Here is a 23,122-nt window from a genome sequence, read left to right as displayed (position 1 = left end):
GGACCGCGCGTCAGGAGGGCCGCAGCCCCACCGAGGTGCGCGGGGAGGGTGGCTCGGCACAGCCCAGAAGGCCGACCAGGCCGGACACCCACAGTTGCCGGTAGACCGTGGCACTGGGGTGGCTCACCACCAGCTTGATCCCGCTGGCGGCGGCGGTGTGGAAACACGCCACCAGAATCCCGATCCCGATGCTGTCGATCAGCATGACGCGCTGGAGATCCAAGCAGATCTTCGTCGGCGTCATGGTGGTCAGGACGTCGTTCACGGCGTCCCGCATGACGTGCGCGTTGTCCAGATCGATCTCCCCACTCGGGGCGATCTCGACGGTGCCGTCGGCCAGCTGGCGGGTCGTGATCGGCAGATACACAGCTGCCCTCTCTTCTGGCGTCGGGAGATCCGACGCCGACTTGCCGCGGGACACAGCGCCGGCCGAAGAAAGGTCGGTACGCACGCGACGTTCGCTGGGAGACGCCACACACAGGAGCCCGCGTTCCTACAACAATCCGCTGGTCTGCAAGTTACGCCACGTAGGCGCGGAACGCCAGAGTAGTTCATATGGCCGGAATGTGCTGGAACGGTCACTGCGTGGCGGCCACGTTGACTGTCCACTGAATCTGACCGAATACTCACCGTATGCGATGGAGCTCCGGACGGCATGCCTGAGGCGGCGACCGTGACCCCCGGTCCGGCGTCCCCCGGAGCTGTCCACGTCGACGGCATCGGGGTCCGCGAGGCACGTGACGTTCTGAATCGTTTCTTCCACCCGGTGTCGATAGGCGTGCCGGAGTGCGCGGAGGCGCTGGTCGGCGCTGAGGTGATCCAACTCGGACCACTCACCGTCGGTCATCTCACGTTCGCCGGGCGCGTAACTCTGGTGGCTCCCGCGGCGGACGCGTACCACCTGACCCTGCCGACCGCCGGGCGGGTGCTGGCCCGGCGCAACGGCCGGGAGGTCACCGCCGGACCGGCCACCGCGATCGCCTTCCGCCCCGGCGACCCGGTCTATCTGCGCCCGGAGACCCCGTCCGCGGAGATCGACCTGCGCATCGAACGGTGGGCCCTGGAGAGTGAACTTGCCGCGCTGCTGGGTCACCCGGTCGAGGGACCGATCGACCTGCCGCCGGCCTTCGACCTGAGCGGGGGACCGGCGCACAGCTGGAGCCGGCTGATCCGGCTGCTGCACGACGAGCTGGAACACGAGACCAGCCTGATCTACCAGCCGCAGATCGCCGAGCACCTGTGCAGCAGCGTGCTCAGCGGGCTGCTGCTGAGCGTCCCGCACCGCTACCACGACGAGCTGGTCACGCCGGCCGCGGCCGGGCCGCCCCGGGCGATCCGGCGGGTGCTGGACGCGATCAGCGCCGAGCCGGACCGGGCGTTCACGGTCGCCGACCTGGCCCGGGTGGCGCGGATGAGCGTGCGGTCGTTGCAGGAGGGGTTCCGGCGGCACGTCGGGTGCACGCCGATGGCGTACCTCCAGGAGGTCCGGCTGACCCGGGCGCACGAGACGCTGCGGCACGCCGATCCGGCCTCGGTCACGGTGGCGGCGGTCGCGCACCGCTGGGGGTTCGCCCACCTGGGACGCTTCGCGTCGGCCTATCGATCGCGGTTCGGCGCCTCACCGTCCGAGACGCTGCGCCGCCCGGCCTGACCGGCGGTCCCGCGCCCGGTCGGACCGATGGTGAGTGCCGGCGGTCCCGCGCCCGGTCGAACCGATGGTGAGTGCCGGCGGTCCCGCGCCCGGTCGAACCGATGGTGAGTGCCGGCGGTCCCGCGCCCGGCCGAACCGATGGTGAGCCGTTCCGCTCGGCCGGCGGTCTTGCGGCCGATCCGGCCGGGGATTATTCGCCCGGGTCGCAGCGGCGCGGCTGCGGGACCTCGTTGATCCGGCGCACGCTGCGCGTGCCGTGTCCCCGGCGGGAGCCGAACAGGTGGCCGCGCGACGGCACCCAATCCCGCCACGGGGCCAGCGACGGCGGCACCGCGACGGCGTCGCCGTCCCCGGCGGCGCCCTGGCCGTGCAGGTACTCCTGCACCCGGGCCGCCGAGGCCGCGCCGTTCGCGACCAGCTGTCGCACGATCCGCAGGGTCTCCTGGTCCGGGCCGGGGTCCGTGGCGTCCCGGCCGAGCAGGGCGGCCAGGCCGGTCAGCGCCCGCACCACCTCGCCCGCGTCGCGCTCCGCGTCCCAGAGGCCGGTCATGCCGGACCTCCGCGCTCGATGTCCCGGTCGGCCGACGTTCGCTTCGCTGCGGTGCGGTGCGTCATGCAGATTCGTCCCCTCACCTCACGCGCGCCGGGCGGCCCTGCCGGAGCCGTTGTCGGGACGATACGCCCCGGGCACTCGTGACACGCGAAAATGTATTCGGCTCGCTACCCTGCGTCCATCCGTAACGCGCAGGTTCTGTCCAGTTAGCGCTCAGTTCGGCCACCCTTGCCCCTACCCGGCGTACAGAATGGGAAACCGGGTACCGGAACCGCCTGGCCGATCACATGGAGGGGGCCACCATGAGCACGATCCGGACACCGTCGGAAGAGTCCACGCCACCGATCTGGCGCACCGGCGCCGAGCAGCCCTGGGATCCCGAGGATCTCGCTATCGCTCAGGGAAAATACCCGACGCCGGAGAACATCGCCCGAGCCCGCGCCGAACTCGAGCGGGACGGCGCCGCGGCGATCGAGCGCACCGTCCCGTGAGAACGTGTGGACCTCCGGCGCCGTCGGAGGTCCACGCTCGCGAGCGGTCTCAGCCGAGCCGGACCGCACGTCCTTCCCGGACCGCCCGGTCCGCGGCCACCAGCACCTCGGTCACCTGCTGACCGAAATTGACATCACAAGCCGGTCGCGCCCCACCGGCCGCGGCGGCCAGCAACTGGTCCACCGCGCGGGTGAAGCAATCGACCGCGGAGAAGTCCACCGCGGGCACGGTCCGCACCCCGGCCTCCCCGGCGAACTCGGCGTCCGACCGCACGGCCGCCGGCGGCGCGTCCACCGACAGCGTGAGCCGGCTGATCGCCCCGCTCTCGTGCCGCAGCACCAGCGAGGTCAGATCCCGCGCCCCGGTCAGCCCGGTCACCTCCGCCACCGGCCCGAGCACCGGCAGGACCAGCGACAACGCGTGCGGCCCGACGTCCCACAGCCCGCCGCGCTCACGCCGCCACGGCGACGCCCCGAACGGGTTGTCCGGCGTGAAGATCGACCCGAGATGATCGACCCGGGCCTCGGTCCAGCCCCCGGTCGCCACCGCGTCCGCGAGGAACGCCTCGCACTCCGGCACGAACCGCCGGGTGAAGAAGACGACCGACGCCAGGTCGCGGTCCGCGACGGCCGAGGCCAGTTCAACGGCCTCTTCGGTACGCAAGGCGACCGGCTTGTCCAGCGCCAGGTGTCGTCCGGCCCGTGCCGCGCGAACGGCGATCGGTGCCTGGATGTCCGGCGGCAGCGCGATCGCGACCGCGTCCACGTCGGCGATCAGCTCGTCCGGGTCCGCGTAGGCCCGGGTCCCGTGCTGACCGGCCAGTTCCGCGGCCTTCTCCGGGTTCCGCCCCCAGACCCCGGCGAGCTCGACGTCAGGATGCTGCGCCAGTGCCTGGGAGTGCACCATGTGCGCCCACGGCCCGGTCCCGAACAATCCGAAGCGCACCGCTGTGCCCACCTCTCCGCCGTCACGATCTCCGGGGCCGGAAGTTACCAGCCCAGGGCACCCTCAGTAACCTGTGCCGGGTGAACGGTCCCCTCTCGGTGGCGACGATCGTCGTCGCTCTCCTCCTGGCGGCGTGGTTCTTCCTGCGCTGCGCGCTCGACCGCGCGCCGAGCCGCTTCGACCTGCTGGCCATGGCCGCGCTCAGCGTCCTGGCCGCCGTCCTCGTGGTGGTCGCCGTGATCGGCCTCTTCGACGGCTCCCGCCCGTCCGACACCACCACCTTCGCCGGCTACCTGGTCACCACCGTCGCCTTCGCCCCGGCCGCCCTCTGGCTGGCCAAGCTGGAACCCACCCGCTGGGGCACCCTCATCCTCGGCGTAGGCGCCGTCGTCCTACCCGTCCTAGTCCTACGCCTCCAGCAGATAGCGTCGGTGACCGGTGCCTGAGAACCCCCTGAACCCCCCGGCCGAACCCTCCGCCACCCCGCCCGGCGACACCCCCGCGGCCCGGCCGGCAACCCCATCGCCCAGCGAATCTCCCGCCGGCGCCCCCCTGGCCGCGTCAGCAACCCCCTCGCCCAGCGAGCCTCCCGCCGGCGCCCCGGCGGCGAATCCGCAGACCCGCAAAGCCGCCCGCCCGTCGGATGCCGCCCTGGGCACCGGCCTGGGCCGGGTCCTGCTGCTGGTCTACGGAACGTTCGCCCTCTCCGCCAGCGCCCGGGCCCTGGTCCAGATCACCACCAAATTCTCCGAAGCCCCCCTGGCCTACCTGCTTTCCGCGCTGGCCGGAGCCGTCTACATAGCCGCCACCGTAGGCCTGGCCGTAGGCGGCCCCCGAGGCCGAAAGATCGCCTTGATCAGCTGCACCGTCGAACTGATCGGCGTCCTGCTGGTAGGCACCCTCAGCATCGCCGACAAAATCGCCTTCCCCGACGACACCGTCTGGTCCCGCTTCGGCAGCGGCTACGGATACGTCCCCCTGCTCCTCCCTTTCATCGGCCTCTGGTGGATCCGCCGCCACCGCCCCACCCCGACCGATTCCGCCCACTCCTGACCCACACCTTTGCGGGTGACCCGCGGCTGCCCCATGCACATCAGGGCAGCCGTGACGTCGCCCATCGGAGCCCGGCGCCGACTCGGGACCGGCTCGAAACGCTCGGGCGCGGCGATCGCGGTCTGGTAGGCCCGTGGAGCCGAAGCCGGTCGAGCCGGGCGACCAGGAGAGCATCTTTAACGAGTCAAGTCGGCGATGGTTACGCTAGGTGGACTGAAGCGTCGCTAATCGGACGTTGATGGGCCTTCGTATTGATACGGGACTAAATTTGCCGACATGACTCAAGAGAATCGGTGTGTGACGATTCCTCGGAAGATGTCGAGACGGCAGGCCGGCAGATTCTTCATTGAAGCAGTGCTGGATGCGTTGCAAATGCGGCCCGCCGAGTTGTCCGCGCTTACTGGTCATGCCCCCACCACTGTCTCGCGTTACCGCGCCGGCAAGCGGGTGCCGACGATGGGTTTCGTTCTCGATCTCATCGATGAGGCGCCCAACGCGGGATTTGCTGTCGACCAAGTCGCGCCGAGGTTGGGCCATCCGTGGAGGGGGGCCAAGGATCCGAGTGGTCATCGGAACTTCGCTGAGTTCTTCTTCACCATTCGCGTTATGGCTGGGCTGAAGCGGAATCAATTTGCGATCAGACTGGGCCTGACAATTGACTGCGTGCGGGAAATCGAGCGCGGCGTATTGCCTGACGAGGCGTTGATCAGAAGGTTTGTGCGAACCTTCCTCCGGCCCGATTATTCGAAAAGGGATGTCATCGCCGCATTCTCGCAGCTACGGCCGGACGAGCGGGCGCGAGAGCTTCGCGACAAGTTCTTCGAGTTCCAAGACTTAGCCAAAGGTGATCCGAGCCGAAAGTCCATGGAGAACGCGATAATCGAGGAATGTGTGCCGATGGCTCAAAGGATTGCCTCGGCCGTCGCCTGGCGATATCGGCGACCGGAATTGGCTGAGGAGATCTGGGGTCTGGGGTTGGTGCAGGCCGTCCGCGACCATGATCCGCGCCGAGGGTTCCTGCCGGGTTACCTGAAGGCGCGGATCCGAGGGTTGGCTCGCGGGGCCATCTGGTCACGGATGCAGAGCGGGGTCGGCACCGCGCTGCGTGATTACGGTTTTGCAGTCCGAGAGGCGGAGGAGTTTCTCCTTCAGGATTTCGGCCGGAGTCCGAGTGAGTTCGAGGTCGCCCAGCATCTCGATGTTCCCGTGGAGGTCGTGCGGGAGGTCGCGCAGGCGTTCGTGGCAAGCGATGTCTTGTATACCGAGCATCTGGACCTGTTGATGCAAGATGTCATCGACATGAGCCTTGCCTCTCGTGAGCGGGAAGGCGGCGATAGCAATCTTGTCAGAAGGTTGCGCCGGCTGTCGGGAGTGGATCAGGAGCTTCTCTATCTGTTCTACTTCGATCAATTCACCATTTCCGAGATTGCTGAAGTAACAAGATCCTCGGAGGCCGATGTCTCCAGCGGGCTCAAGTGGGCGCTGGCAAGACTGTGCTCAGAAGACACCTGATTCAGCCTGTCGGCCGACTCGCCAGAAATTTCGAAGAATGTTGCTCTATTCCTCGCTTGACGGATTTTGCGCGGCGAGTTGCGGTGTCTGGGTCCATGCTAGGTGTTTCGCGTCCCAGGTCTGGCCGGCCGCGTTGCCCAGAAGGACGGGATCGGCGAAAGTTCCGATTTCGCCGAGCAGCAGGCTGAAATCGTTGGGAAACTGGTCCGCGAGGCGCTGCTTGCGAAGCCATATGGCCCAGCGCCTCTGAGATTGGGTCGCGTAGGTTCCTAGCGTCTCTTCCAGTGATGTGAGCCGTGCGCCTCGATGCTCGGCTACCCGCCGGGTTGCCGAAGTCAGTTCGTCACCGTCGATGTCGTGGCGCCGGGAGAGGGCGTAGATGTCGACGAAATCACGCCAGCGAGTGTTTGCTGTGCCACGTTGGATGGCAGTGACCAGCTTTTCGGCGTGCACCATAGCCAGGGGATAGCCGGTCACGCGGATGCTGCCGTCCAGCAGGCGCGGCAACATCACCGTTCGAGGTTCGGGCCAGATCGGATCACCGACGTTGATGTCGACATGGAAGGTCACGCGTGCCGCCGCCAACTGCCCGGTGAGCGTGACTCGCACCCCGGTGTACTCGTCCTGATCACGGATGGTCTCAGCGGTGGCGGTGTCGGCATGCAAGACAAGACCGTCATCGATCGATGTGCTTGCGATCGTTTGCACCATCGCAAGCACATGGTCAATGTCATTGGGGAGGTGCTGGCCCTGAAAGTCGATGTCGCGCGTGGGCCGGCGGACATGAAGCGCTGCTAGCAGCACGCCGCCTTTGAGGACTAGGCGATCGGCATAGGTGGACGCAACCAGCCGTGCGAGGAAGCCCTCCAGCGCATAGATCTGGTGTAACTCGTCCGTCGGCCGCTTGGTCCGGCGGGCCAGATTCTGTAGATCCAGATACGCCCGGCCTGCGACTGAGGTGCGAGTGGGTCGATCGGTCACAGCAGGATCTCCATTGCCTCGCGCAGCGTCCGTTCAGACAGAGGGAAGTGCCTGGCCATCGCAAGCAGCTCCGACGGCGACGAACCGGGCAGGCTCAGCCAACGCCTCAGAGCGCCGTAGACAAGCTCGGAGCCCTCGCGATGGCGGAGCCGAGCTGCGTCGATGATGCTCCGCGGCACGTCGTAGATGCCGATGGACGTCTGCTCGTCGAGCGGCAGGGTGTTTCGTCCGATCTCAAACGTGCCGGCATCGAAGAGGTGCCAGGCCACGGGCGCCTGGACGGCGGGACGGTACGTGCCTCGTGGAAGGGCTACATCGATCGCCGATGGAATCTCGTCGGTCAGCCCGTGACGGGCCAACGCGCTGGTCAGGCACAACGTTGCCAGAGGTGCCCGCCGGGCGATGCCCAACAGATCGACGTCAATAAGGCCGCTGGTGTCCGTGCGGCGAAAGAGGCCGCGGCCGACAACCTCGACGACCCCGTCATCTCTCAGCTTGTACAGCCGCCGTTCTGACAGTCCAGCCTCGCGCGCCTCCGAGTACGTAAACGTGGCAGGAAGCCTCCGCAACACATCCTCGCCCGTCACCTGCTCTCCACCCACGAGGGAAACTCTACACACCTACCCGTCAGCTGTGCCGACTTTCCTTCGCCACCTTCGAGGAACCGGTGCCATCCGAGCGAGCCATCCGCCGTACCGAAAGAAGGGTCTAACTCGGCTCCGGGAGACCGTGAGCGACAAGCGGCGGGGCCCGGGATGTCCCCGGCGTGGGGTCTGGGGCTCGGACCCGGCTAGAAAGCAGGATGGCGCCGGTCCGCGCTTTCCGCGGACAAACGGCCTGCCAACCGTGCGCCCGGCAGGGCCGGATCATGCAGAAAGTTCTTACCCGGCCGTTGGTGCAGTCCGGGTTCCTGCGGACGTGGGCTTTCGCTACTTGGCGGTTCTCGTCAGGATTTCGTAGACCGGCGCGAACGACCGCACCAAGCTGGCTATGACGTCTCGGCCCTTCTCGGCGGTTCCCAGCGACGGCCGGCCTATGACGCCGGACTCGGTGTACTCGGCCATGCCGAGCGTCAACAGGTGCGGCCGGTCGTCCGCGGTCCAGTCGGCGGCTTCGTTGCCAGGCCGGACAACGTCGGGGCGGTAGGCCAGCAGGATCGACGTCTCCAACTCGCCGGCGTGCATGTCCTCGTGGCCGCCGGTCGTCAGACCGGCGTCTCGACGCGCTCGATCCCACTCCGACGACCGGGGGAAGACAGCGATGCGAGGTCCCGCAACGGATGCCTCCTGCGCGATGTTGCCCAGCACATAGTTGCCGCCATGCCCGCTGACCAGCACCAGCCGGTGTATCCCGCTTGCTGCGAGCGAGTCGGCTATGTCGGTGACAACCTGGTGCAGGGTCCGGGCGCTGATACTGACCGTCCCGCGCCAGCCCGCGTGCTCATGCGAACAGGAGATGGTGATGGGCGGCAGAGCCATCACCGGATACTCCTCGGCCACCCGCGCTGTGACGATGCCGGCAACGATCGTGTCGGTGGCCAAGGGAAGGTACCTGCCGTGCTGTTCGAAGCTGCCCACCGGCAGCACCGCCACAGCAGCATCCCGCTCCGCCTCGTCCTGTGACGTAGCCGTGCTGATGAGGTCGATCAAGCTGGCCTCCTCGACGGCTCAGACGCCCGGCTGCCCAGGCTCCGGACCCGGCCGCTCAGGTTGACGCATCCCGTCGCCATGGTGCCATGCACACGGAACCCACTCAGCCCGCTGACAGCACGGTTCGAGGTCGCGTTCCCCGCCACCTAGACCACGCTCCCGCCGACGACGCACGCCCGCCCAAGTCCTCACGCCAGCATGAGCACCGGCAACCAGCCGCAAGGAAGACTGCCCGGCGTACCGAAACAGGATCCAACCGTGCCCCAGGAAAACCGCGAGTGAACAGCGACGGGGGTCCGGGGGTGTCCCTCGGCGTGGGGTCTGGGGCTCGGGCCCCAGGCTAGAAAGCACGATGGCGCCGGGTCCGCGCTCTCTGCGGACAAACGGCGCCTGCTAATCGTGCCCCCGGCAGGATTCGAACCTGCGCTTTCGCCTCCGGAGGGCGACGCTCTATCCCCTGAGCTACGGGGGCCCAGTGGTTCAGAAGCCTAGCAGGCTCGCTGAAGCCACCGCCAATCGGTACCGCCGTGTCGGCGGTCAGCCGGCCTGGGCCTGCTTGAGCAGGTCGTCGATCAGCTGGATCTCGCCCTGCTGGGCGGTGACCATGCTGTCGGCGAGCCAGTCGACGTCCTTGTCGTCGGAGAGTTTCGCCGCCTCCTGGGCCATGTGGATGCCGCCGAGGTGGTGCGCGCGCATCAGGGTGAGGAACTGGACGTCCAGGTCCTTGCCGGTGGCTTTGCGCAGGGAGGCGAGCTGTTCCGGGGTGGCCATGCCGGGCATCAGGCCGTTGACCACCGAGCCGGCCGAGTCCGGCATCCAGGCCATCGGCTGCTGGTCGCTGGTCGGGCTGAGATCCCAGTCACGCAGCCAGGCCTGCATGTAGCCGATCTGGGCCTGCTGGGTGGTGGCGATGTCGGCGGACAGGGTGACGATGGCGGGGGTGTCCGAGCCGGCGTGCGCGATCATCGCCATCTCCACGGCCTGCGCGTGATGGCTGGACATGTCGCGGAAGAAGCCGGCTTCGACCGAGTCGTCGGCCGGGGTCCGGAAGTGCGGGATCACGAGGCCGATCGCGGCGCCGAGCACGATGCCGGCGAGCAGCAGGGCGACCGCGGCGTAGCCGAAGCGCCGCAGGGCCGGCGCCTCCCCGGGCGCCGGAGCGGCGTCCGGGGAGGTGACGTCCTGAATCATCAACTGCCGGCCGGGTCCATGCCGGTGCCGTTGCCGGCGCCGGCGGTGATCGGGCCGGTGGTGGTGTTGCCGCTGGAGCAGGCCGCGCCGGGCTCCAGCGAGGCCTTGACCCGGGCGGCCGAGATGAAGTCGTCGATCCGGCCGTCGTTCACGTCGTCGGTCTTGAGCTGGTATCCCCAGACCTGGACGGAGACGTTCTTGTCGAGGCCGGCGTAGGGCGACATGAGCATGTAGTCCTTGCCCTCGACCTTTTTCTTCAGCACGTCGACCTGGTCGGCGGCGAGGCCCTGCTTGTAGGTGATCCAGACCGCGCCGTGCTCGAGGCTGTGCACCGCGTGCTCGTTGGCGATCGGCTCGGTGTAGACGTCGCCCATGCAGTTCTGCCACGACTGGTTGTGCGCGCCACCGACCGGCGGACTGGTCACGTACGTCTGCGCGCCGTCCTTGTGGGTCCGGTCGTCGATCTTCGGGTTCTTCTGCGCGCGGTAGTTGACCACGCCGGAGATGTCGGCCATCTTGTCGGTCCACTCGCGGGAGCCCTGGACCGAGGCATACACGCCGTAACCGATGATGCCGACGGCGATCAGGACGACGACGCCGGCCACCGCGATCGGGCCCCAGTTGCGCCCGCCTGACACCTTGACCGGAGTGACCGGCTTGCGGCCCTTCTTGCCGCCCTTGGCGCCCTGGCGGTCGGAGGCGGTCCGGTTGCCGGTGGACTTGCCGGCGGGCGGCTTACCCTGGCCGGTGGTCTTGCCGACCTTGACGGTGGACGGGACCCGTTCGGGCCCCGGCGTGCTCATGCTCATCGTGCCTCGTCGATTCGTCAAAAAGGGGAAGGGCGGGGCTCGGGTGGCCGCCGAACGCTGAAGTCTACCCCCGATAGCATGGCCCAGTGACTCCCGCCAACCTTGCTGACACCGTTCTCTCAGCTGCTCGTGCCGTATTCGAGACGCGTGGCCTCGACCTGGCCGCGCTGCCCGCGACCACGGCGGTGGAGCGGCCCCGCAACCCCGAGCACGGCGACTACGCCTCGACGCTGGCCCTGCAACTGGGCAAAAAGGTCGGGGTGGCGCCACGTGAGCTGGCCGCCGCGCTCGCCGAGGAGCTGGGCCGCCGCGAGGGGATCAAGGCGGTGGAGATCGCCGGGCCGGGCTTCCTGAACATCCGGCTGGACGCCGCGGTCACCGGCGCGGTCGCCCGGGTGGTGCTGGAGGCCGGTGCCGCCTACGGCAACAACGAGCAGCTCGCCGGTCAGCGGATCAACCTCGAGTTCGTCTCGGCGAACCCGACCGGCCCGATCCACCTGGGGCACACCCGGTGGGCCGCGGTCGGCGACTCGCTGCGCCGCGTGCTGTCCGCCGCGGGCGCCGAGGTGACCAGTGAGTACTACATCAACGACGCCGGCGCCCAGGTCGACCGGTTCGCCCGGTCGCTGTACGCGGCGGCGAACGGTCAGCCGGCCCCGGAGGACGGCTACGGCGGCGACTACATCGGCGAGATCGCCCAGCAGATCCTCAGCGAGAATCCAGAATTGGCCGGGCAGCCCGCCGAGACCGCGCTGCCGGTCTTCTGGACGCGGGGCTACGCGCTGATGCTGGCCGAGATCCGGGCCAGCCTCGAGCGCTTCGGGGTGCACTTCGACGTCTGGTTCTCGGAGAAGACCCTGCACGAGGGCGGCGCGGTCGAGCACGCCATCGACGAGCTGCGCAAACAGGGTCACATCTTCGAGGAGGGTGGCGCGATCTGGCTGCGCACCACCGACTTCACCGACGACAAGGACCGGGTGCTGATCCGGTCGAGCGGGGAGAAGACCTACTTCGCGGCCGACGCGGCGTATTACATCAACAAGCGCGAGCGGGGCTTCGACCGCTGCGTCTACCTGCTCGGCGCCGACCACCACGGCTACATCGGCCGGCTCAAGGCGATCGCCGCGTGCGCCGGGGACGATCCCGAGAAGAACATCGAGATCCTGATCGGTCAGCTGGTCAACCTGGTCCGGGCCGGGCAGCCGGTGCGGCTGTCGAAGCGGGCCGGCAACATCATCACGCTGGACGAGCTGCTCGAGGCGGTCGGCGCGGACGCCGCGCGGTACTCGCTGGCCCGGTCCTCCACCGACTCGATGCTGACCCTGGACATCGAGGAGATCACCAAGCACTCCAGCGACAACCCGGTCTTCTACGTCCAGTACGCGCACGCCCGGATCTCCTCGATCCTGCGCGTCGCCGCCGAGCGGGGGATCGCCAAGGGAGAGACGTACGACCCGGCGCTGCTCTCCCACGAGCGCGAGGCCAACCTGCTCAAGACGCTCGGCCAGTTCCCGGCCGTGGTCGCCACCGCCGCCGAGCTGCGCGAGCCGCACCGGATCGCGGTGTACCTGGAGGAGCGGGTCGCCACCGACTGGCACCGGTTCTACGACGCCTGCCAGGTCGTGCCGAAACCGGAGGAGCCGGTCGAGGCCGTGAACCTGGCCCGGCTCTGGCTGGCCGAGGCCACCCGTACGGTGATCGCGAACGGTTTGGGCCTGCTCGGGGTCTCCGCGCCGGAGAGGATGTAGGGCATGCGCGCACACGAGGCCGGGGCGCTGCACGGCGACCTCGGCAACCGCGGGCCGGCCTGGTTGCGTACCCCGGAGGACGTCAACGCCCTGGTGCCGCAACTCTGGCCGCGGACCGTGACCCGCGACGAGTCCGGATCCTTGCGGGTCGGCGGCGTGGACGTGGCCGACCTGGCGGCCGACTACGGCACGCCCGCCTACTTCCTCGACGAGGAGGACCTGCGGGCCCGCTGCCGCGACTTCGCGTCCGCGTTCGCCGAGGCGGACGTCTACTACGCCGGCAAGTCGTTCCTGTGCAAGGCCGTGGTCCGGGTGGTCGACGAGGAGGGGCTGTTCCTCGACGTGTGCTCCGGCGGCGAGCTGGCGGTCGCCCTGGCGGCCGGGTTCCCGCCCGAGCGGATCGGCTTCCACGGCAACAACAAGTCGGTCTCCGAGCTGCGCCGGGCGCTGGACGCCGGGGTGGGCCGGATCATCGTCGACTCGTTCCACGAGATCGCCCGGCTGACCGAGCTGTCCCGGGAGCTGAGCAAGCGCCCGGGCGTGCTGGTCCGGGTCACGGTCGGCGTCGAGGCGCACACCCACGAGTTCATCGCGACCGCGCACGAGGACCAGAAGTTCGGGTTCTCGCTGGCCGGCGGGGCGGCGTTCGCGGCCTGCGCGCAGATCCTCGACGAGGGCGTGCTCGACCTGCGCGGGCTGCACTCGCACATCGGCTCGCAGATCTTCGACACCAGCGGGTTCGAGGTGGCCGCCCGGCGGATCCTGGAGCTGCAGGCGCAGATCCGGGACGCGCGCGGGGTGGAGCTGCCGGAGCTCGACCTGGGTGGTGGGTTCGGCATCGCGTACACGACTCAGGACGACCCGTCCACGCCGGGCGACCTGGCCAAGCGGATCAACAAGATCGTCGAGTCGGAGTGCGAGCTGGCCGCGCTGCGAGTGCCGCATCTGTCCATCGAGCCGGGCCGGGCGATCGTCGGGCCGTCCGTCTTCACCCTGTACGAGGTGGGCACGGTCAAGGACGTGGACGGGATCCGGACGTACGTGAGTGTGGACGGCGGGATGAGCGACAACATCCGGACCGCTCTCTACGACGCGTCCTACTCGGCGACGCTGGCGAATCGGCGCTCCGACGCCGAGCCGATGCTCGCCCGCGTTGTGGGAAAACATTGTGAGTCCGGGGACATCGTCGTGAAGGATGAATTCCTGCCCAGCGACGTGCAGCCCGGAGATCTTGTTGCGGTGCCGGGCACCGGCGCCTATTGCCGGAGCATGGCCAGCAACTACAACCACGTTCCTCGGCCGCCGGTGGTGGCCGTGCGCGACGGCGCGGCCCGCGTCATCGTGCGCCGGGAGACCGAGGACGACCTGCTTGCATTGGATGTTGGATGAGCCCAGCGAAACCGGTCCGCCTGGCCCTTCTGGGGTGCGGCACCGTCGGTACCGAAGTGATCCGTCTGCTGCACGAGCAGGCGGAGGATCTGACCGCCCGGATCGGCGCCCCGCTGGAGATCGCCGGCATCGCCGTGCGCCGGCTCGGCCGCGACCGCGGCGACCTGCCGATCGAGGCGGACCTGTTCACCACCGACGCGCTCGGCCTGATCAAGCGCGACGACGTGGACATCGTGATCGAGGTGGTCGGCGGCATCGAGCCGGCCCGGACCTGGCTGGTCGAGGCGCTGCGGGCCGGCAAGAGCGTGGTCACCGCGAACAAGGCGCTGCTCGCCGAGGACGGCGGCACGCTGCACGACGCGGCCACCGAGGGCGGGGCCGACCTCTACTACGAGGCCGCGGTGGCCGGCGCGATCCCGCTGCTGCGCCCGCTGCGCGAGTCGCTGCACGGTGACCGGGTCACCGCGGTCACCGGCATCGTGAACGGCACCACCAACTTCATCCTCTCCTCGATGTTCTCCACCGGCGCCGGCTTCAACGAGGCCTTGGAAGAGGCCACCGAGCTGGGGTACGCGGAAGCCGACCCGACCGCCGACGTCGAGGGCTTCGACGCCGCCGCGAAGGCCGCCATCCTCGCCTCGCTGGCGTTCCACACCCGGGTCACCGCCGCCGACGTGTTCCGTGAGGGCATGACCGGGGTGACCGCCGGCGACATGGCCAGCGCCAAGGAGATGGGCTGCACCATCAAGCTGCTGTGCATCGCGCAGCGGACCGCTGATTCCGTCTCCGTCCGGGTCCACCCGGCGATGATTCCGCTGAGCCACCCGCTGGCCGGTGTCGGTGACGCGTTCAACGCGGTGTTCGTCGAGGCCGAGGCGGCCGGGCCGCTGATGTTCTACGGCCGCGGCGCGGGTGGCCGCCCGACCGCCAGCGCGGTGCTGGGCGACCTCGTCGCGGCGGCCCGCAACAAGCTGACCGGCACCCGGGCGCCGAGCGAAAGCAACTACGCCGAGCTGACCGTCCGCCCGATCGGCGAGTCGATGACCCGGTACCACATCAGCCTCGACGTGGCCGAGCGGCCGGGCGTCCTGGCCACCGTGGCCGGGGTCTTCGCCCAGCACGAGGTGTCGATCGCGACGGTCCGGCAGTCCGGCCGGGCGGACGACGCCAAACTGGTCATCGTGACCCACAGTGCCCCGGACGCCGCACTGGCGGCTACCGTCGAATCCTTGGCGCAGCTGGACATCGTCCGCTCGATCGCGAGCGTGCTGCGCGTCGAGGGAGGAGCCGGCTAGTGCTCGACCACGTGGGGTTCCAATGCGGCGACCTGGCCGCCAGCGCCGCGTTCTACGACGCGGTGCTGGCCCCGCTGGGCGTGAGCCGGCAGATGGACTTCCAGGTCGCGATCGGCTACGGGAGCGGTGACCACGCCGACTTCTGGATCGGCGGGCTGAGCGAGGGCGACGGGTTCCGCGAGTCGCACATCGCGTTCGCCGCCGCCGACCGGGCCGCCGTGGACGCGTTCTTCGGGGCCGCCGTCGCCGCCGGCGCCGAGGTGCTGCACGAGCCGAAGCTGCACCCGGAGTACCACGAGCACTATTACGGCGCGTTTGTCCGTGATCCGGACGGCAACAACGTCGAAGCGGTGTGTCACCGTCCTGAATAATGGACATCCGGTCCCAAAGATCGGATGACTCGGGCACGCTGTGCGCGATTGCCCGGCGTGAGTGAGGGAGTACGACCATGTGGCGGGGTTTGATCGAGGCGTACCGGGACCGGCTCCCGGTGACCGAGGCCACCCCGGTGGTCACCTTGCACGAGGGCAACACGCCGCTGGTGCCGGCGCCGGTGCTGTCCCAGCGGGTCGGCGCCGACGTCTACCTGAAGGTGGAGGGCGCCAACCCGACCGGTTCGTTCAAGGACCGGGGGATGACCATGGCGGTCTCCAAGGCGGTGGAGGAGGGCGCCAAGACGATCATCTGCGCGTCCACCGGCAACACCTCGGCCTCCGCGGCGGCCTACGCGGCCCGGGCCGGGATCGGCTGTGCCGTGCTGGTGCCGCAGGGCAAGATCGCGCTCGGCAAGCTGTCCCAGGCCCTGGTGCACGGCGCCAAGCTGCTCCAGGTCGACGGCAACTTCGACGACTGCCTCTCGCTCGCCTCGAAGCTCTCCCAGGACTTCCCGGTCGCCCTGGTGAACTCGGTGAACATCTTCCGCCTGCACGGGCAGAAGACCGCGGCCTTCGAGATCGTCGAGGCGCTCGGTGACGCCCCGGACATCCACTGCCTGCCGGTCGGCAACGCCGGCAACATCTCCGCCTACTGGATGGGCTACCAGGAGGACCAGGCGGCCGGGAACAGCACGAGGCTGCCGAAGATGTTCGGATTCCAGGCCTCCGGCGCCGCCCCGATCGTGACCGGCAAGGTGGTCGAGCAGCCGTCCACCATCGCCACCGCGATCCGGATCGGCAACCCGGCGAGCTGGACCAAGGCCCTGGACGCGCGGGACTCCTCGGGCGGCCTGATCTCGGCGGTCACCGACCGGGACATCCTGAACGCGTACCGGCTGCTGGCCCGGGAGGTCGGCGTCTTCGTCGAGCTGGGCAGCGCGGCGAGCGTGGCCGGTCTGCTCCAGCAGGCGGCGGCCGGCCAGATCCCGGCCGGGTCGCGGGTGGTCTGCACGGTCACCGGGCACGGCCTCAAGGACCCGGAGTGGGCGATCTCCACCGCGCCGTCCCCGACCGTGGTGGCCAACGACGCGCTGATCGCCGCGAAAGCCCTAGATCTGGCCTGATCCCGCTTCGCGGACCAGGATTTCCATGGCTTGAGACACGACCGTCAGCTCCTCGGCTGTGAGCCGGCTGAGGAGCTGACGGTGTTTCGCCATCCCGGCGGTGATGATCCCGTCGATGAGTTCGGCGCCCGCTTTCGTGAGCCCGATCCGGCGGACCCGCCGGTCGTGCAGATCCTCCGTGCGCGTCACCAGGTCCTGCACCACGAGCCGGTCGATCATGCCGCTCAGCGCGGCGGCCCCGACGCCGACCAGGCGGGCCAGCTCGCCGCCGGCCAGCGTCCCGTGCCGGGACAGCAGCAGAAGTATTTTCAACTGCGACATCGTCAGATGTGACGAGAACAGCGGATCCGACCGGTCGTCCGCGAACAGGTGCTGCAATCGAACCTGCGCACCCATGATCTCCGCGATGAGCTGTTCCTTCTCGCTCAGCGCCCACTCCTTAGTGACGTGCCGATGGCCGTTGTGAGTCCGGTTGATGACGGACCTTATCAACCCACCCCCATCGAAAATCATTTGTTCGCGTCATGCAAACTATCAGTGTCGGACGAAATTATCTCGGGGGAGCGCCCATGTCAGCTCTGACACGGCTCAGCCTTGCCAACCGAGGTCTGGTCGCCCTGATCGCGATAGTGATCAGCGGCTTCGGCCTCTTTGCGATCCCGTCCTTGAAACAACAGTTGTTCCCGTCGATCGAGCTGCCCGCCGCCTTCGTCAGCGCGGTGCTGCCCGGCGCGTCGCCGGAGACCGTCGAGGAACAGGTCACCAAGCCGCTCGAGGAGGCGGTCAAGGGCATCGACGGCATCGACACGGTCACCTCCACCTCGCGGGAGAACGTGTCGAGCGTCGTGGTGATGTTCGAGTACGGCACGGACATCGAGTCAGCCGTCAACCAGGTCACCACCTCGATCAACCGGATCCAGTCGCAGCTGCCGGACAACGTCGACCCGCAGGTCTTCGCCGGCGGCACCGACGACATCCCGGCGATCGTGCTCGCCGCCTCCGGCGGGACCGACGAGAGCGACCTGCTCGCCAAGCTCAACGAGACCGTGGTCCCGGAGCTCAACGGCATCGCCGGCGTCCGCGACACCCAGGTCACCGGCGCCCGCGCCAAGCAGGTCGTGATCACGCCGGACCTGGCCAAGCTCGGCGCGGCCGGGGTGAGCCCGGCCTCGCTGACCACCGTGTTGCAGGCCAACGGCGTCTCCATCCCGGCCGGCGCGGTCACCGACGGCACCAAGTCGCTGACCGTGCAGGTGGGCACCCCGATCACCACGGTCGAGCAGTTGCAGGACGTCTACCTGACCGGCGCCCGCGGCCCGGTCCGCCTCGGTGACGTCGCCAAGGTGGAGAGCAAGCTGCCGGCCGCCGAGTCGTACACCCGCACCGACGGGGTGAACAGCCTCGGCATCGCGGTCACCGCCCGCCCGGACGGCAACCCGGTGGAGATCTCGCACCAGGTCCGGGACATGCTCGACGACCTGGAGAAGGACACCGGTGCCACGCTCACGGTGATCACCGACCAGGCGCCGTACGTGGAGCGGTCGATCAAGAGCCTGACCACCGAGGGCCTGCTCGGCCTGGCGATGGCCATCGTGGTCATCCTGATCTTCCTGCTCAGCGTCCGCTCGACGCTGGTCACCGCGGTCTCCATCCCGCTCTCCGTACTGGTCGCGCTGATCGCGCTCTGGGTCGGCGACTTCACCCTCAACCTGCTCACCCTCGGCGCGCTGACCATCGCGGTCGGCCGGGTGGTGGACGACTCGATCGTCGTGCTGGAGAACATCAAACGGCATTTGGAGTACGGCGAGGAGAAGTCCCACGCCATCCTGGCGGCGGTCCGTGAGGTGGCCGGCGCGGTGACCGCGTCGACCCTCACCACGGTCGCCGTCTTCGCTCCGATCGCGCTGGTCGGCGGCCTGGTCGGGCAGATCTTCGCGTCCTTCGCGATCACCGTGACGGTGGCCCTGCTGGCCTCGCTGTTCGTCTCGCTGACCGTGGTGCCGGTGCTGGCGTACTGGTTCCTCAAGCCGCCGGGCGAGGACGTCGACACCGAGGCGATCCGCAAGGCCGCCGAGGAGAAGGAGGCGCGCAGCCCGCTCCAGCGCTCCTACCTGCCGGTGATCCGGTTCGCCACCACCCGCCGCTGGACCACGGTGCTGATCGGCATCGTGGTGCTGATCGGCACGTTCGGCCTGTCCACCGCGTTGCAGACGAACTTCCTGGACCAGTCCGGCCAGGACAGCATCACCATCAACCAGGAGATGCCGGTCGGCACCAGCCTGGCGGCCACCGACGAGGCGGCCAAGAAGGTCGAGGCGATCCTCGCCGACCGGGACGACGTGACCACGTACCAGGTCACCGTCGGCGGCAACTCGGCGAACCCGTTCGCCGGTGGCGGCGGCGCCGGCACGGCCACCTACCAGGTGGCGCTCGCCGAGGACGCGGACGCCGAGGTGGTCACCGACCAGCTGCGCGACGAGTTCGCCAAGCTGACCGGCGCCGGTGAGATCAAGATCGGCCAGGAGAGCTCCGGGCTGGGCAGCAGCCAGCTCTCCGTCGAGGTCACCGCGGCCGACAACGACGTGCTGACCACCGCGACCGAGCAGGTGCGCACCGCGATGGCCGGGACCTCCGGCGTGGCGGACGTGGACACCACCCTGGCGGCCAGCGTGCCGCGGCTCGACGTGGTGGTGGACCGCAAGGCCGCCGCCGAGGCCGGGCTCACCGAGGCGCAGATCGGCCAGACCGTGGCAGGCATGTTCCGCTCCGCCCCGGCCGGTCAGATCACCGTCGACGGCGCGAGCCAGGACGTGGTGATCTCCTTCGGTACGCCCCCGGCCAGCCCGGACGCGCTCCGGACGATGCCGCTGACCACCCCCAAGGGCGTCGTGCCGCTCGGCCAGGTGGCCCAGGTCAAGCAGGTCAACGGCCCGGAGCAGGTGACCCGCACGGACGGCAACCGGACCGCGACGGTGACCGGCACGGTGACCGGCTCCGACCTGACCGCGGTCACCAAGGACCTGACCACGAAGCTGGACGGGCTGACCCTGCCGGCCGGCGCGTCGTACTCGATCGGCGGCGTGAGCGCCGACCAGGCGGAGGCGTTCAAGCAGCTCGGCCTGGCCGTGCTGGCGGCCATCGCGATCGTCTTCATCATCATGGTGGCGACGTTCCGCAGCATCCTGCAGCCGATCATCCTGCTGGTGTCCATCCCGTTCGCGGCGACCGGCGCGATCGGCCTGCTGCTGGCCACCGGCACCCCGCTCGGCGTGCCGGCCCTGATCGGCGTGCTGATGCTGGTCGGCATCGTGGTCACCAACGCGATCGTGCTGATGGACCTGATCAACCACTACCGCGCGGCCGGCATGGGCGTGCAGGAAGCGGTGATCGAGGGCGGCCGGCACCGGCTGCGGCCGATCCTGATGACCGCCATCGCGACGATCTTCGCGCTCATCCCGATGGCGCTCGGCCTGACCGGCGAGGGCGGCTTCATCTCGCAGCCGCTGGCCATCGTGGTGATCGGTGGTCTGATCAGCTCGACGCTGCTCACCCTGGTGCTGGTCCCGGCGCTCTACACGATCGTGGAGCGGCGCAAGGAGCGGCGGCGGGAGAAGCGGGAGGCGAGGCGCGAGGCCCGGCGGATCGCCAAGGGCGGCGCGCCGGCCACCCCGCCGGCCACGCCCGAGCCGCCCGCCGAGGAGCCGGTCACCGTGCCGGACGACGCGAAGCCGGCCGGGAACGGCGCGCTGCGCGGGTACACCGACCAGTTCGAGGTGCTGAAGATGCCCAAGGGGCCGGCGAAGCCCGAGGAATAGGGCGTACAGAAATAAGCAAGAAATAAGGTGGGGCGGTGCCCGGTGTTCGCTGCCGGGCACCGGCCCCTTTTGCGTACGACGTAGATTCCGTACGTGCCAGCAACGCTCTCGGTCCTTACCCGCAACCGCGACTTCCGCCGCCTCTTCGCAGCTGAGCTGGTGGTTTTCGGGGCCGACTGGTTCGTGATGGTGCCGCTGCTGGTGCTGCTCCCGGAGCTCACCGGGCACGGGTTCTGGGGTGGCCTGGTACTGGCCGTGGACACCGGGATCAACGCGCTGCTGCTGCCGTACACCGGAACCGTGGCCGACCGCCTGGACCGGCGGAAGATCCTGATCGCGGCGAACCTCGCCTCGTTCTTCGCCGTGCTGGTGCTGTTCGCGGTCCGGTCGGCGGTCACCGCCCCGCTCGCCCTGGTCGCGATCGGGGCGATGGCCGTGGCCAAGGCGTTCTACCAGCCGGCCAGCTCGGCCGCCCTGCCGAACGTGGTGGACCCGGCCGACCTGCCGGCCGCGAACGCGATCGCCGGCTCGGCCTGGGGCACCATGACCGTCCTCGGCGCGTCCCTGGGTGGCGTCGTGAGCAGCGCGTTCGGGCCGTACGCGAGTTTCACCGTGACCGCCGTCTGTCTGCTGGCGGCCAGCCTCCTGACCGCGCTGGTCCGCCGCCCGCTGCAAGCGGAGCGCGCGGCCGTGGCCGCGCCCGAGGCGTCCCGGCGCGCCCTGCGTGAGGCGTTGCGCTACATCGTCGCCCGGCCCCGGATCCGGGCGCTGGTCACCGTGAAGTCCGCGGTCGGCCTGGGCAACGGGGTGCTGACCGTGTTTCCGCTGATCGCCGCCGCGCACGGGGCCGGCCCACTCGGCGCCGGGCTGCTCTTCGCGGTCCGCGGTCTGGGCGCGCTGGTCGGCCCGTTCGTGATGCGGCCGGTGCTGGCGCGCCCGTCCTGGCTGTTCCCCGGCCTGGCCCTGTCGATGAGCCTGTACGGCCTCGGCTACCTGGCTGTCGCCGGGACCCCGTGGTTCGCGCTGGTGCTGCTCCTGGTCTTCGTCGCGCACTTCGCCGGCGGCACCAACTGGGTGCTCTCCAACTACGCGTTGCAGGCCGAGGTGCCGGACCGGCTGCGCGGCCGGGTCTTCGCGACCGACATGATGCTGGCGACGCTGGCCATCGCGGTCAGCCAGCTGGGCGCGAGCGCGGTCGTCGACCACGTCGACCAGTCCGTCGTGCTGGCCGTCTGCGGCCTGATCACGGTGGGGTACGCGTTCGGCTGGTGGCTGGCCACCCGGCGGCAGGCCCGCCGTGCGGGGGCCGGGAATGAGATTCCCGGGGCGCGGCAATCACCCTGAGATGATCAAGCCCTAGCATGTGGCGATGGGCCTGACCTTCGTCACCGATCCGGTTTCCGTCAGCACCCCGGCGACCAGCGCCAACCTGGGACCGGGGTTCGACGCGCTGGGCCTGGCGCTGACCTTCTACGACGACCTCACCGCGCGGGTGACCGAGTCCGGATACACCGTCGAGGTCAGCGGCCAGGGCGCCGGTGAGCTGCCGTCCGACGAGTCGCACCTGGTCGTGCGGGCCATGCTGGCCACCTTCGACGAGCTCGGTGAGCGGCCCCCCGGCCTGGCCGTCACCTGCGTCAACCGGATCCCGCAGGCGCGCGGCATGGGCAGCTCGTCGGCGGCCATCGTGGGCGGCGTGCAGCTGGCCCGCGGGCTGGTCGAGGGCGGCCTCGAGCTGATCGACGACGCGGCCGCGCTGCGCATCGCGGCGCGGATCGAGGGGCACCCGGACAACGTGGCGCCCTGCCTGCTCGGCGGGTTCACCGTGGCCTGGACCGAGCCGGGCGGCGCCCGGGCGGTCCGGCTCACCCCGGCCGAGGGCGTGCGCCCGACGGTTTTCGTCCCGTCCGAGCGTGGGTACACCGCGACCGCGCGCGCCGCGCTCCCGGCCGAGGTGCCGCACCGGGACGCGGCGTTCAACGCGGGCCGGGCCGCTCTGCTGACCCACGCCCTGACCAGTGATCCGTCCCTGCTGTTCCCGGCCACCGAGGACCGGCTGCACCAGGGATACCGGGCCGCGGGGATGCCGGGCACGGCGTCCCTGGTGGCCGCTCTGCGGTCGGTGGGCGTCGCCGCCGTGGTCAGCGGCGCCGGCCCGACCGTGCTGGCATTGACCGAGGTCCCGGGCGATTTCCACCCGGGCGCGCACTGGCACAGCGAGGTGCTGGGCGTGGACGGCGTCGGTGCTGTTGTGAAAGGGGGTATGGTGGAACACGCCGAGCGGGGTCCTGTTGCCGCAGGTCGCAAGAGTTGATTACGCTCTAGACCGAGCACAGCCGCGAAGCAAGCGATCTCTGCGGTTCGGCGCACCCCCGAGATTTCTGGGCCGTCCAGGTCTGTCTCAGCTATCACCAAGGCTCACGCCGCTCAGCAGTCCATAGATCGCTGCACTCGCCGAGACCTACCCGTCAAGGTATGACGGGCAGGGATACCGTCGAGCTGCCGTGCTGCACGAAACTCCCGCGCCGCTGCTGCGAAGCG

At 69.4% G+C, this 23,122-nt stretch carries 22 protein-coding genes and 1 tRNA gene; 13 read left to right on the top strand and 10 right to left on the bottom strand.

Annotated features, from left to right (window positions below):
- Positions 1 to 10: 10 nt before the first annotated feature.
- Positions 11 to 367 (bottom strand): STAS domain-containing protein, encoded by a 357-nt coding sequence (locus Aiant_RS16465; RefSeq protein ID WP_185037655.1) that lies wholly within the window; start codon positions 365 to 367, stop codon positions 11 to 13.
- A 288-nt stretch (positions 368 to 655) separates the two neighbouring features.
- Between Aiant_RS16465 and Aiant_RS16460 the strand changes: the two genes are divergently transcribed.
- The gene (locus Aiant_RS16460) at positions 656 to 1,651 is read left to right on the top strand and encodes a helix-turn-helix transcriptional regulator (RefSeq protein ID WP_189328664.1); all 996 of its coding nucleotides are present in this window, start codon (positions 656 to 658) and stop codon (positions 1,649 to 1,651) included.
- A 190-nt stretch (positions 1,652 to 1,841) separates the two neighbouring features.
- Here the strand turns inward: Aiant_RS16460 and Aiant_RS16455 are convergent, their stop codons facing one another.
- Positions 1,842 to 2,201 (bottom strand): hypothetical protein, encoded by a 360-nt coding sequence (locus tag Aiant_RS16455; RefSeq protein ID WP_189328665.1) that lies wholly within the window; start codon positions 2,199 to 2,201, stop codon positions 1,842 to 1,844.
- A 305-nt stretch (positions 2,202 to 2,506) separates the two neighbouring features.
- Between Aiant_RS16455 and Aiant_RS16450 the strand changes: the two genes are divergently transcribed.
- A complete protein-coding gene (locus tag Aiant_RS16450) occupies positions 2,507 to 2,695 on the top strand; it encodes a hypothetical protein (protein ID WP_189328666.1) in 189 nt (62 codons plus the stop codon).
- Positions 2,696 to 2,744: 49 nt separating this feature from the next.
- Here the strand turns inward: Aiant_RS16450 and Aiant_RS16445 are convergent, their stop codons facing one another.
- Positions 2,745 to 3,641, bottom strand: coding sequence for a Gfo/Idh/MocA family protein (locus tag Aiant_RS16445; RefSeq protein WP_189328667.1), 897 nt, complete (start codon positions 3,639 to 3,641; stop codon positions 2,745 to 2,747).
- Between the two features lie 80 nt (positions 3,642 to 3,721).
- On the opposite strand from Aiant_RS16445, the gene Aiant_RS16440 reads away from it, so the two are divergent.
- The 3 genes from Aiant_RS16440 (at position 3,722) to Aiant_RS16430 (ending at position 6,206) form a co-directional block, all read left to right on the top strand.
- A complete protein-coding gene (locus tag Aiant_RS16440; RefSeq protein ID WP_189328668.1) occupies positions 3,722 to 4,087 on the top strand; it encodes a hypothetical protein in 366 nt (121 codons plus the stop codon).
- 205 nt (positions 4,088 to 4,292) lie between these two features.
- Positions 4,293 to 4,694 (top strand): hypothetical protein, encoded by a 402-nt coding sequence (locus Aiant_RS16435; protein WP_189328961.1) that lies wholly within the window; start codon positions 4,293 to 4,295, stop codon positions 4,692 to 4,694.
- A 276-nt stretch (positions 4,695 to 4,970) separates the two neighbouring features.
- On the top strand, positions 4,971 to 6,206 hold the full coding sequence (locus Aiant_RS16430) for a sigma-70 family RNA polymerase sigma factor (protein ID WP_189328669.1): 1,236 nt from the start codon (positions 4,971 to 4,973) through the stop codon (positions 6,204 to 6,206).
- A 45-nt stretch (positions 6,207 to 6,251) separates the two neighbouring features.
- On the opposite strand, the gene Aiant_RS16425 is transcribed toward Aiant_RS16430, so the two are convergent.
- From Aiant_RS16425 to Aiant_RS16400, 6 genes are all read right to left on the bottom strand, one after another.
- Positions 6,252 to 7,187: a nucleotidyl transferase AbiEii/AbiGii toxin family protein gene (locus Aiant_RS16425; RefSeq protein WP_189328670.1), complete on the bottom strand. Its 936-nt coding sequence runs from the start codon at positions 7,185 to 7,187 to the stop codon at positions 6,252 to 6,254.
- On the bottom strand, positions 7,184 to 7,789 hold the full coding sequence (locus Aiant_RS16420; protein WP_229829827.1) for a type IV toxin-antitoxin system AbiEi family antitoxin domain-containing protein: 606 nt from the start codon (positions 7,787 to 7,789) through the stop codon (positions 7,184 to 7,186). The genes Aiant_RS16425 and Aiant_RS16420 overlap by 4 nt, the downstream gene beginning before the upstream one ends.
- Positions 7,790 to 8,116: 327 nt before the next feature.
- The gene (locus Aiant_RS16415; protein ID WP_189328963.1) at positions 8,117 to 8,833 is read right to left on the bottom strand and encodes a creatininase family protein; all 717 of its coding nucleotides are present in this window, start codon (positions 8,831 to 8,833) and stop codon (positions 8,117 to 8,119) included.
- A gap of 403 nt (positions 8,834 to 9,236) precedes the next feature.
- Positions 9,237 to 9,308, bottom strand: a tRNA-Arg gene (locus tag Aiant_RS16410).
- 65 nt (positions 9,309 to 9,373) lie between these two features.
- The gene (locus Aiant_RS16405) at positions 9,374 to 10,027 is read right to left on the bottom strand and encodes a DUF305 domain-containing protein (RefSeq protein ID WP_189328964.1); all 654 of its coding nucleotides are present in this window, start codon (positions 10,025 to 10,027) and stop codon (positions 9,374 to 9,376) included.
- A complete protein-coding gene (locus Aiant_RS16400) occupies positions 10,027 to 10,836 on the bottom strand; it encodes a thioredoxin-like domain-containing protein (protein WP_189328671.1) in 810 nt (269 codons plus the stop codon). Before Aiant_RS16400 ends, Aiant_RS16405 begins: the two co-directional genes overlap by 1 nt.
- Positions 10,837 to 10,922: 86 nt before the next feature.
- On the opposite strand from Aiant_RS16400, the gene argS reads away from it, so the two are divergent.
- From argS to thrC, 5 genes are all read left to right on the top strand, one after another.
- Positions 10,923 to 12,584 (top strand): arginine--tRNA ligase, encoded by a 1,662-nt coding sequence (argS, locus tag Aiant_RS16395; RefSeq protein WP_189328672.1) that lies wholly within the window; start codon positions 10,923 to 10,925, stop codon positions 12,582 to 12,584.
- 3 nt (positions 12,585 to 12,587) lie between these two features.
- Positions 12,588 to 13,973 carry a diaminopimelate decarboxylase gene (gene lysA, locus Aiant_RS16390; protein ID WP_189328673.1) on the top strand — a complete coding sequence of 462 codons (1,386 nt, stop codon included), beginning with the start codon at positions 12,588 to 12,590 and terminating at the stop codon, positions 13,971 to 13,973.
- Positions 13,970 to 15,268 carry a homoserine dehydrogenase gene (locus Aiant_RS16385; RefSeq protein WP_189328674.1) on the top strand — a complete coding sequence of 433 codons (1,299 nt, stop codon included), beginning with the start codon at positions 13,970 to 13,972 and terminating at the stop codon, positions 15,266 to 15,268. Before lysA ends, Aiant_RS16385 begins: the two co-directional genes overlap by 4 nt.
- Positions 15,268 to 15,639, top strand: a complete 372-nt coding sequence (locus Aiant_RS16380; protein WP_189328675.1) for a VOC family protein — start codon at positions 15,268 to 15,270, stop codon at positions 15,637 to 15,639. Before Aiant_RS16385 ends, Aiant_RS16380 begins: the two co-directional genes overlap by 1 nt.
- 77 nt (positions 15,640 to 15,716) lie before the next feature.
- A complete protein-coding gene (gene thrC, locus Aiant_RS16375) occupies positions 15,717 to 16,766 on the top strand; it encodes a threonine synthase (RefSeq protein ID WP_189328676.1) in 1,050 nt (349 codons plus the stop codon).
- Here thrC and Aiant_RS16370 read toward each other — a convergent pair.
- Positions 16,752 to 17,162, bottom strand: a complete 411-nt coding sequence (locus Aiant_RS16370; protein WP_229829829.1) for a MarR family transcriptional regulator — start codon at positions 17,160 to 17,162, stop codon at positions 16,752 to 16,754. The genes thrC and Aiant_RS16370 overlap by 15 nt on opposite strands.
- A gap of 173 nt (positions 17,163 to 17,335) precedes the next feature.
- Here Aiant_RS16370 and Aiant_RS16365 point away from each other — a divergent pair, with 173 nt between their 5' ends.
- From Aiant_RS16365 to thrB, 3 genes are all read left to right on the top strand, one after another.
- Entirely contained in the window at positions 17,336 to 20,581 is a 3,246-nt protein-coding gene (locus tag Aiant_RS16365; protein WP_189328678.1) for an efflux RND transporter permease subunit, read from the top strand.
- Between the two features lie 93 nt (positions 20,582 to 20,674).
- On the top strand, positions 20,675 to 21,925 hold the full coding sequence (locus Aiant_RS16360) for an MFS transporter (protein WP_189328679.1): 1,251 nt from the start codon (positions 20,675 to 20,677) through the stop codon (positions 21,923 to 21,925).
- A gap of 25 nt (positions 21,926 to 21,950) precedes the next feature.
- Complete coding sequence (gene thrB, locus Aiant_RS16355; RefSeq protein ID WP_189328680.1) at positions 21,951 to 22,895, top strand: homoserine kinase; 945 nt, start codon at positions 21,951 to 21,953, stop codon at positions 22,893 to 22,895.
- The last annotated feature ends 227 nt before the right edge of the window (positions 22,896 to 23,122 follow it).

Source organism: Actinoplanes ianthinogenes, from assembly GCF_018324205.1.
GTDB lineage: Bacteria > Actinomycetota > Actinomycetes > Mycobacteriales > Micromonosporaceae > Actinoplanes > Actinoplanes ianthinogenes.
The sequence above is the reverse complement of the archived record's forward strand: the minus strand, read 5'-3'. Positions and strand labels throughout refer to the sequence as shown.

Bases quoted from the DNA above. Each gene is read 5' to 3' on its own strand.
- thrB (WP_189328680.1), top strand. From the start codon at position 21,951: ATGGGCCTGACCTTCGTCACCGATCCGGTTTCCGTCAGCACCCCGGCG.
- lysA (WP_189328673.1), top strand. From the start codon at position 12,588: ATGCGCGCACACGAGGCCGGGGCGCTGCACGGCGACCTCGGCAACCGC.
- Aiant_RS16430 (WP_189328669.1), top strand. From the start codon at position 4,971: ATGACTCAAGAGAATCGGTGTGTGACGATTCCTCGGAAGATGTCGAGA.
- Aiant_RS16370 (WP_229829829.1), bottom strand. From the start codon at position 17,162: ATGGGTGCGCAGGTTCGATTGCAGCACCTGTTCGCGGACGACCGGTCG.
- Aiant_RS16450 (WP_189328666.1), top strand. From the start codon at position 2,507: ATGAGCACGATCCGGACACCGTCGGAAGAGTCCACGCCACCGATCTGG.
- Aiant_RS16365 (WP_189328678.1), top strand. From the start codon at position 17,336: ATGTCAGCTCTGACACGGCTCAGCCTTGCCAACCGAGGTCTGGTCGCC.
- thrC (WP_189328676.1), top strand. From the start codon at position 15,717: ATGTGGCGGGGTTTGATCGAGGCGTACCGGGACCGGCTCCCGGTGACC.
- Aiant_RS16385 (WP_189328674.1), top strand. From the start codon at position 13,970: ATGAGCCCAGCGAAACCGGTCCGCCTGGCCCTTCTGGGGTGCGGCACC.
- Aiant_RS16405 (WP_189328964.1), bottom strand. From the start codon at position 10,027: ATGATTCAGGACGTCACCTCCCCGGACGCCGCTCCGGCGCCCGGGGAG.
- Aiant_RS16400 (WP_189328671.1), bottom strand. From the start codon at position 10,836: ATGAGCATGAGCACGCCGGGGCCCGAACGGGTCCCGTCCACCGTCAAG.
- Aiant_RS16455 (WP_189328665.1), bottom strand. From the start codon at position 2,201: ATGACCGGCCTCTGGGACGCGGAGCGCGACGCGGGCGAGGTGGTGCGG.
- Aiant_RS16460 (WP_189328664.1), top strand. From the start codon at position 656: ATGCCTGAGGCGGCGACCGTGACCCCCGGTCCGGCGTCCCCCGGAGCT.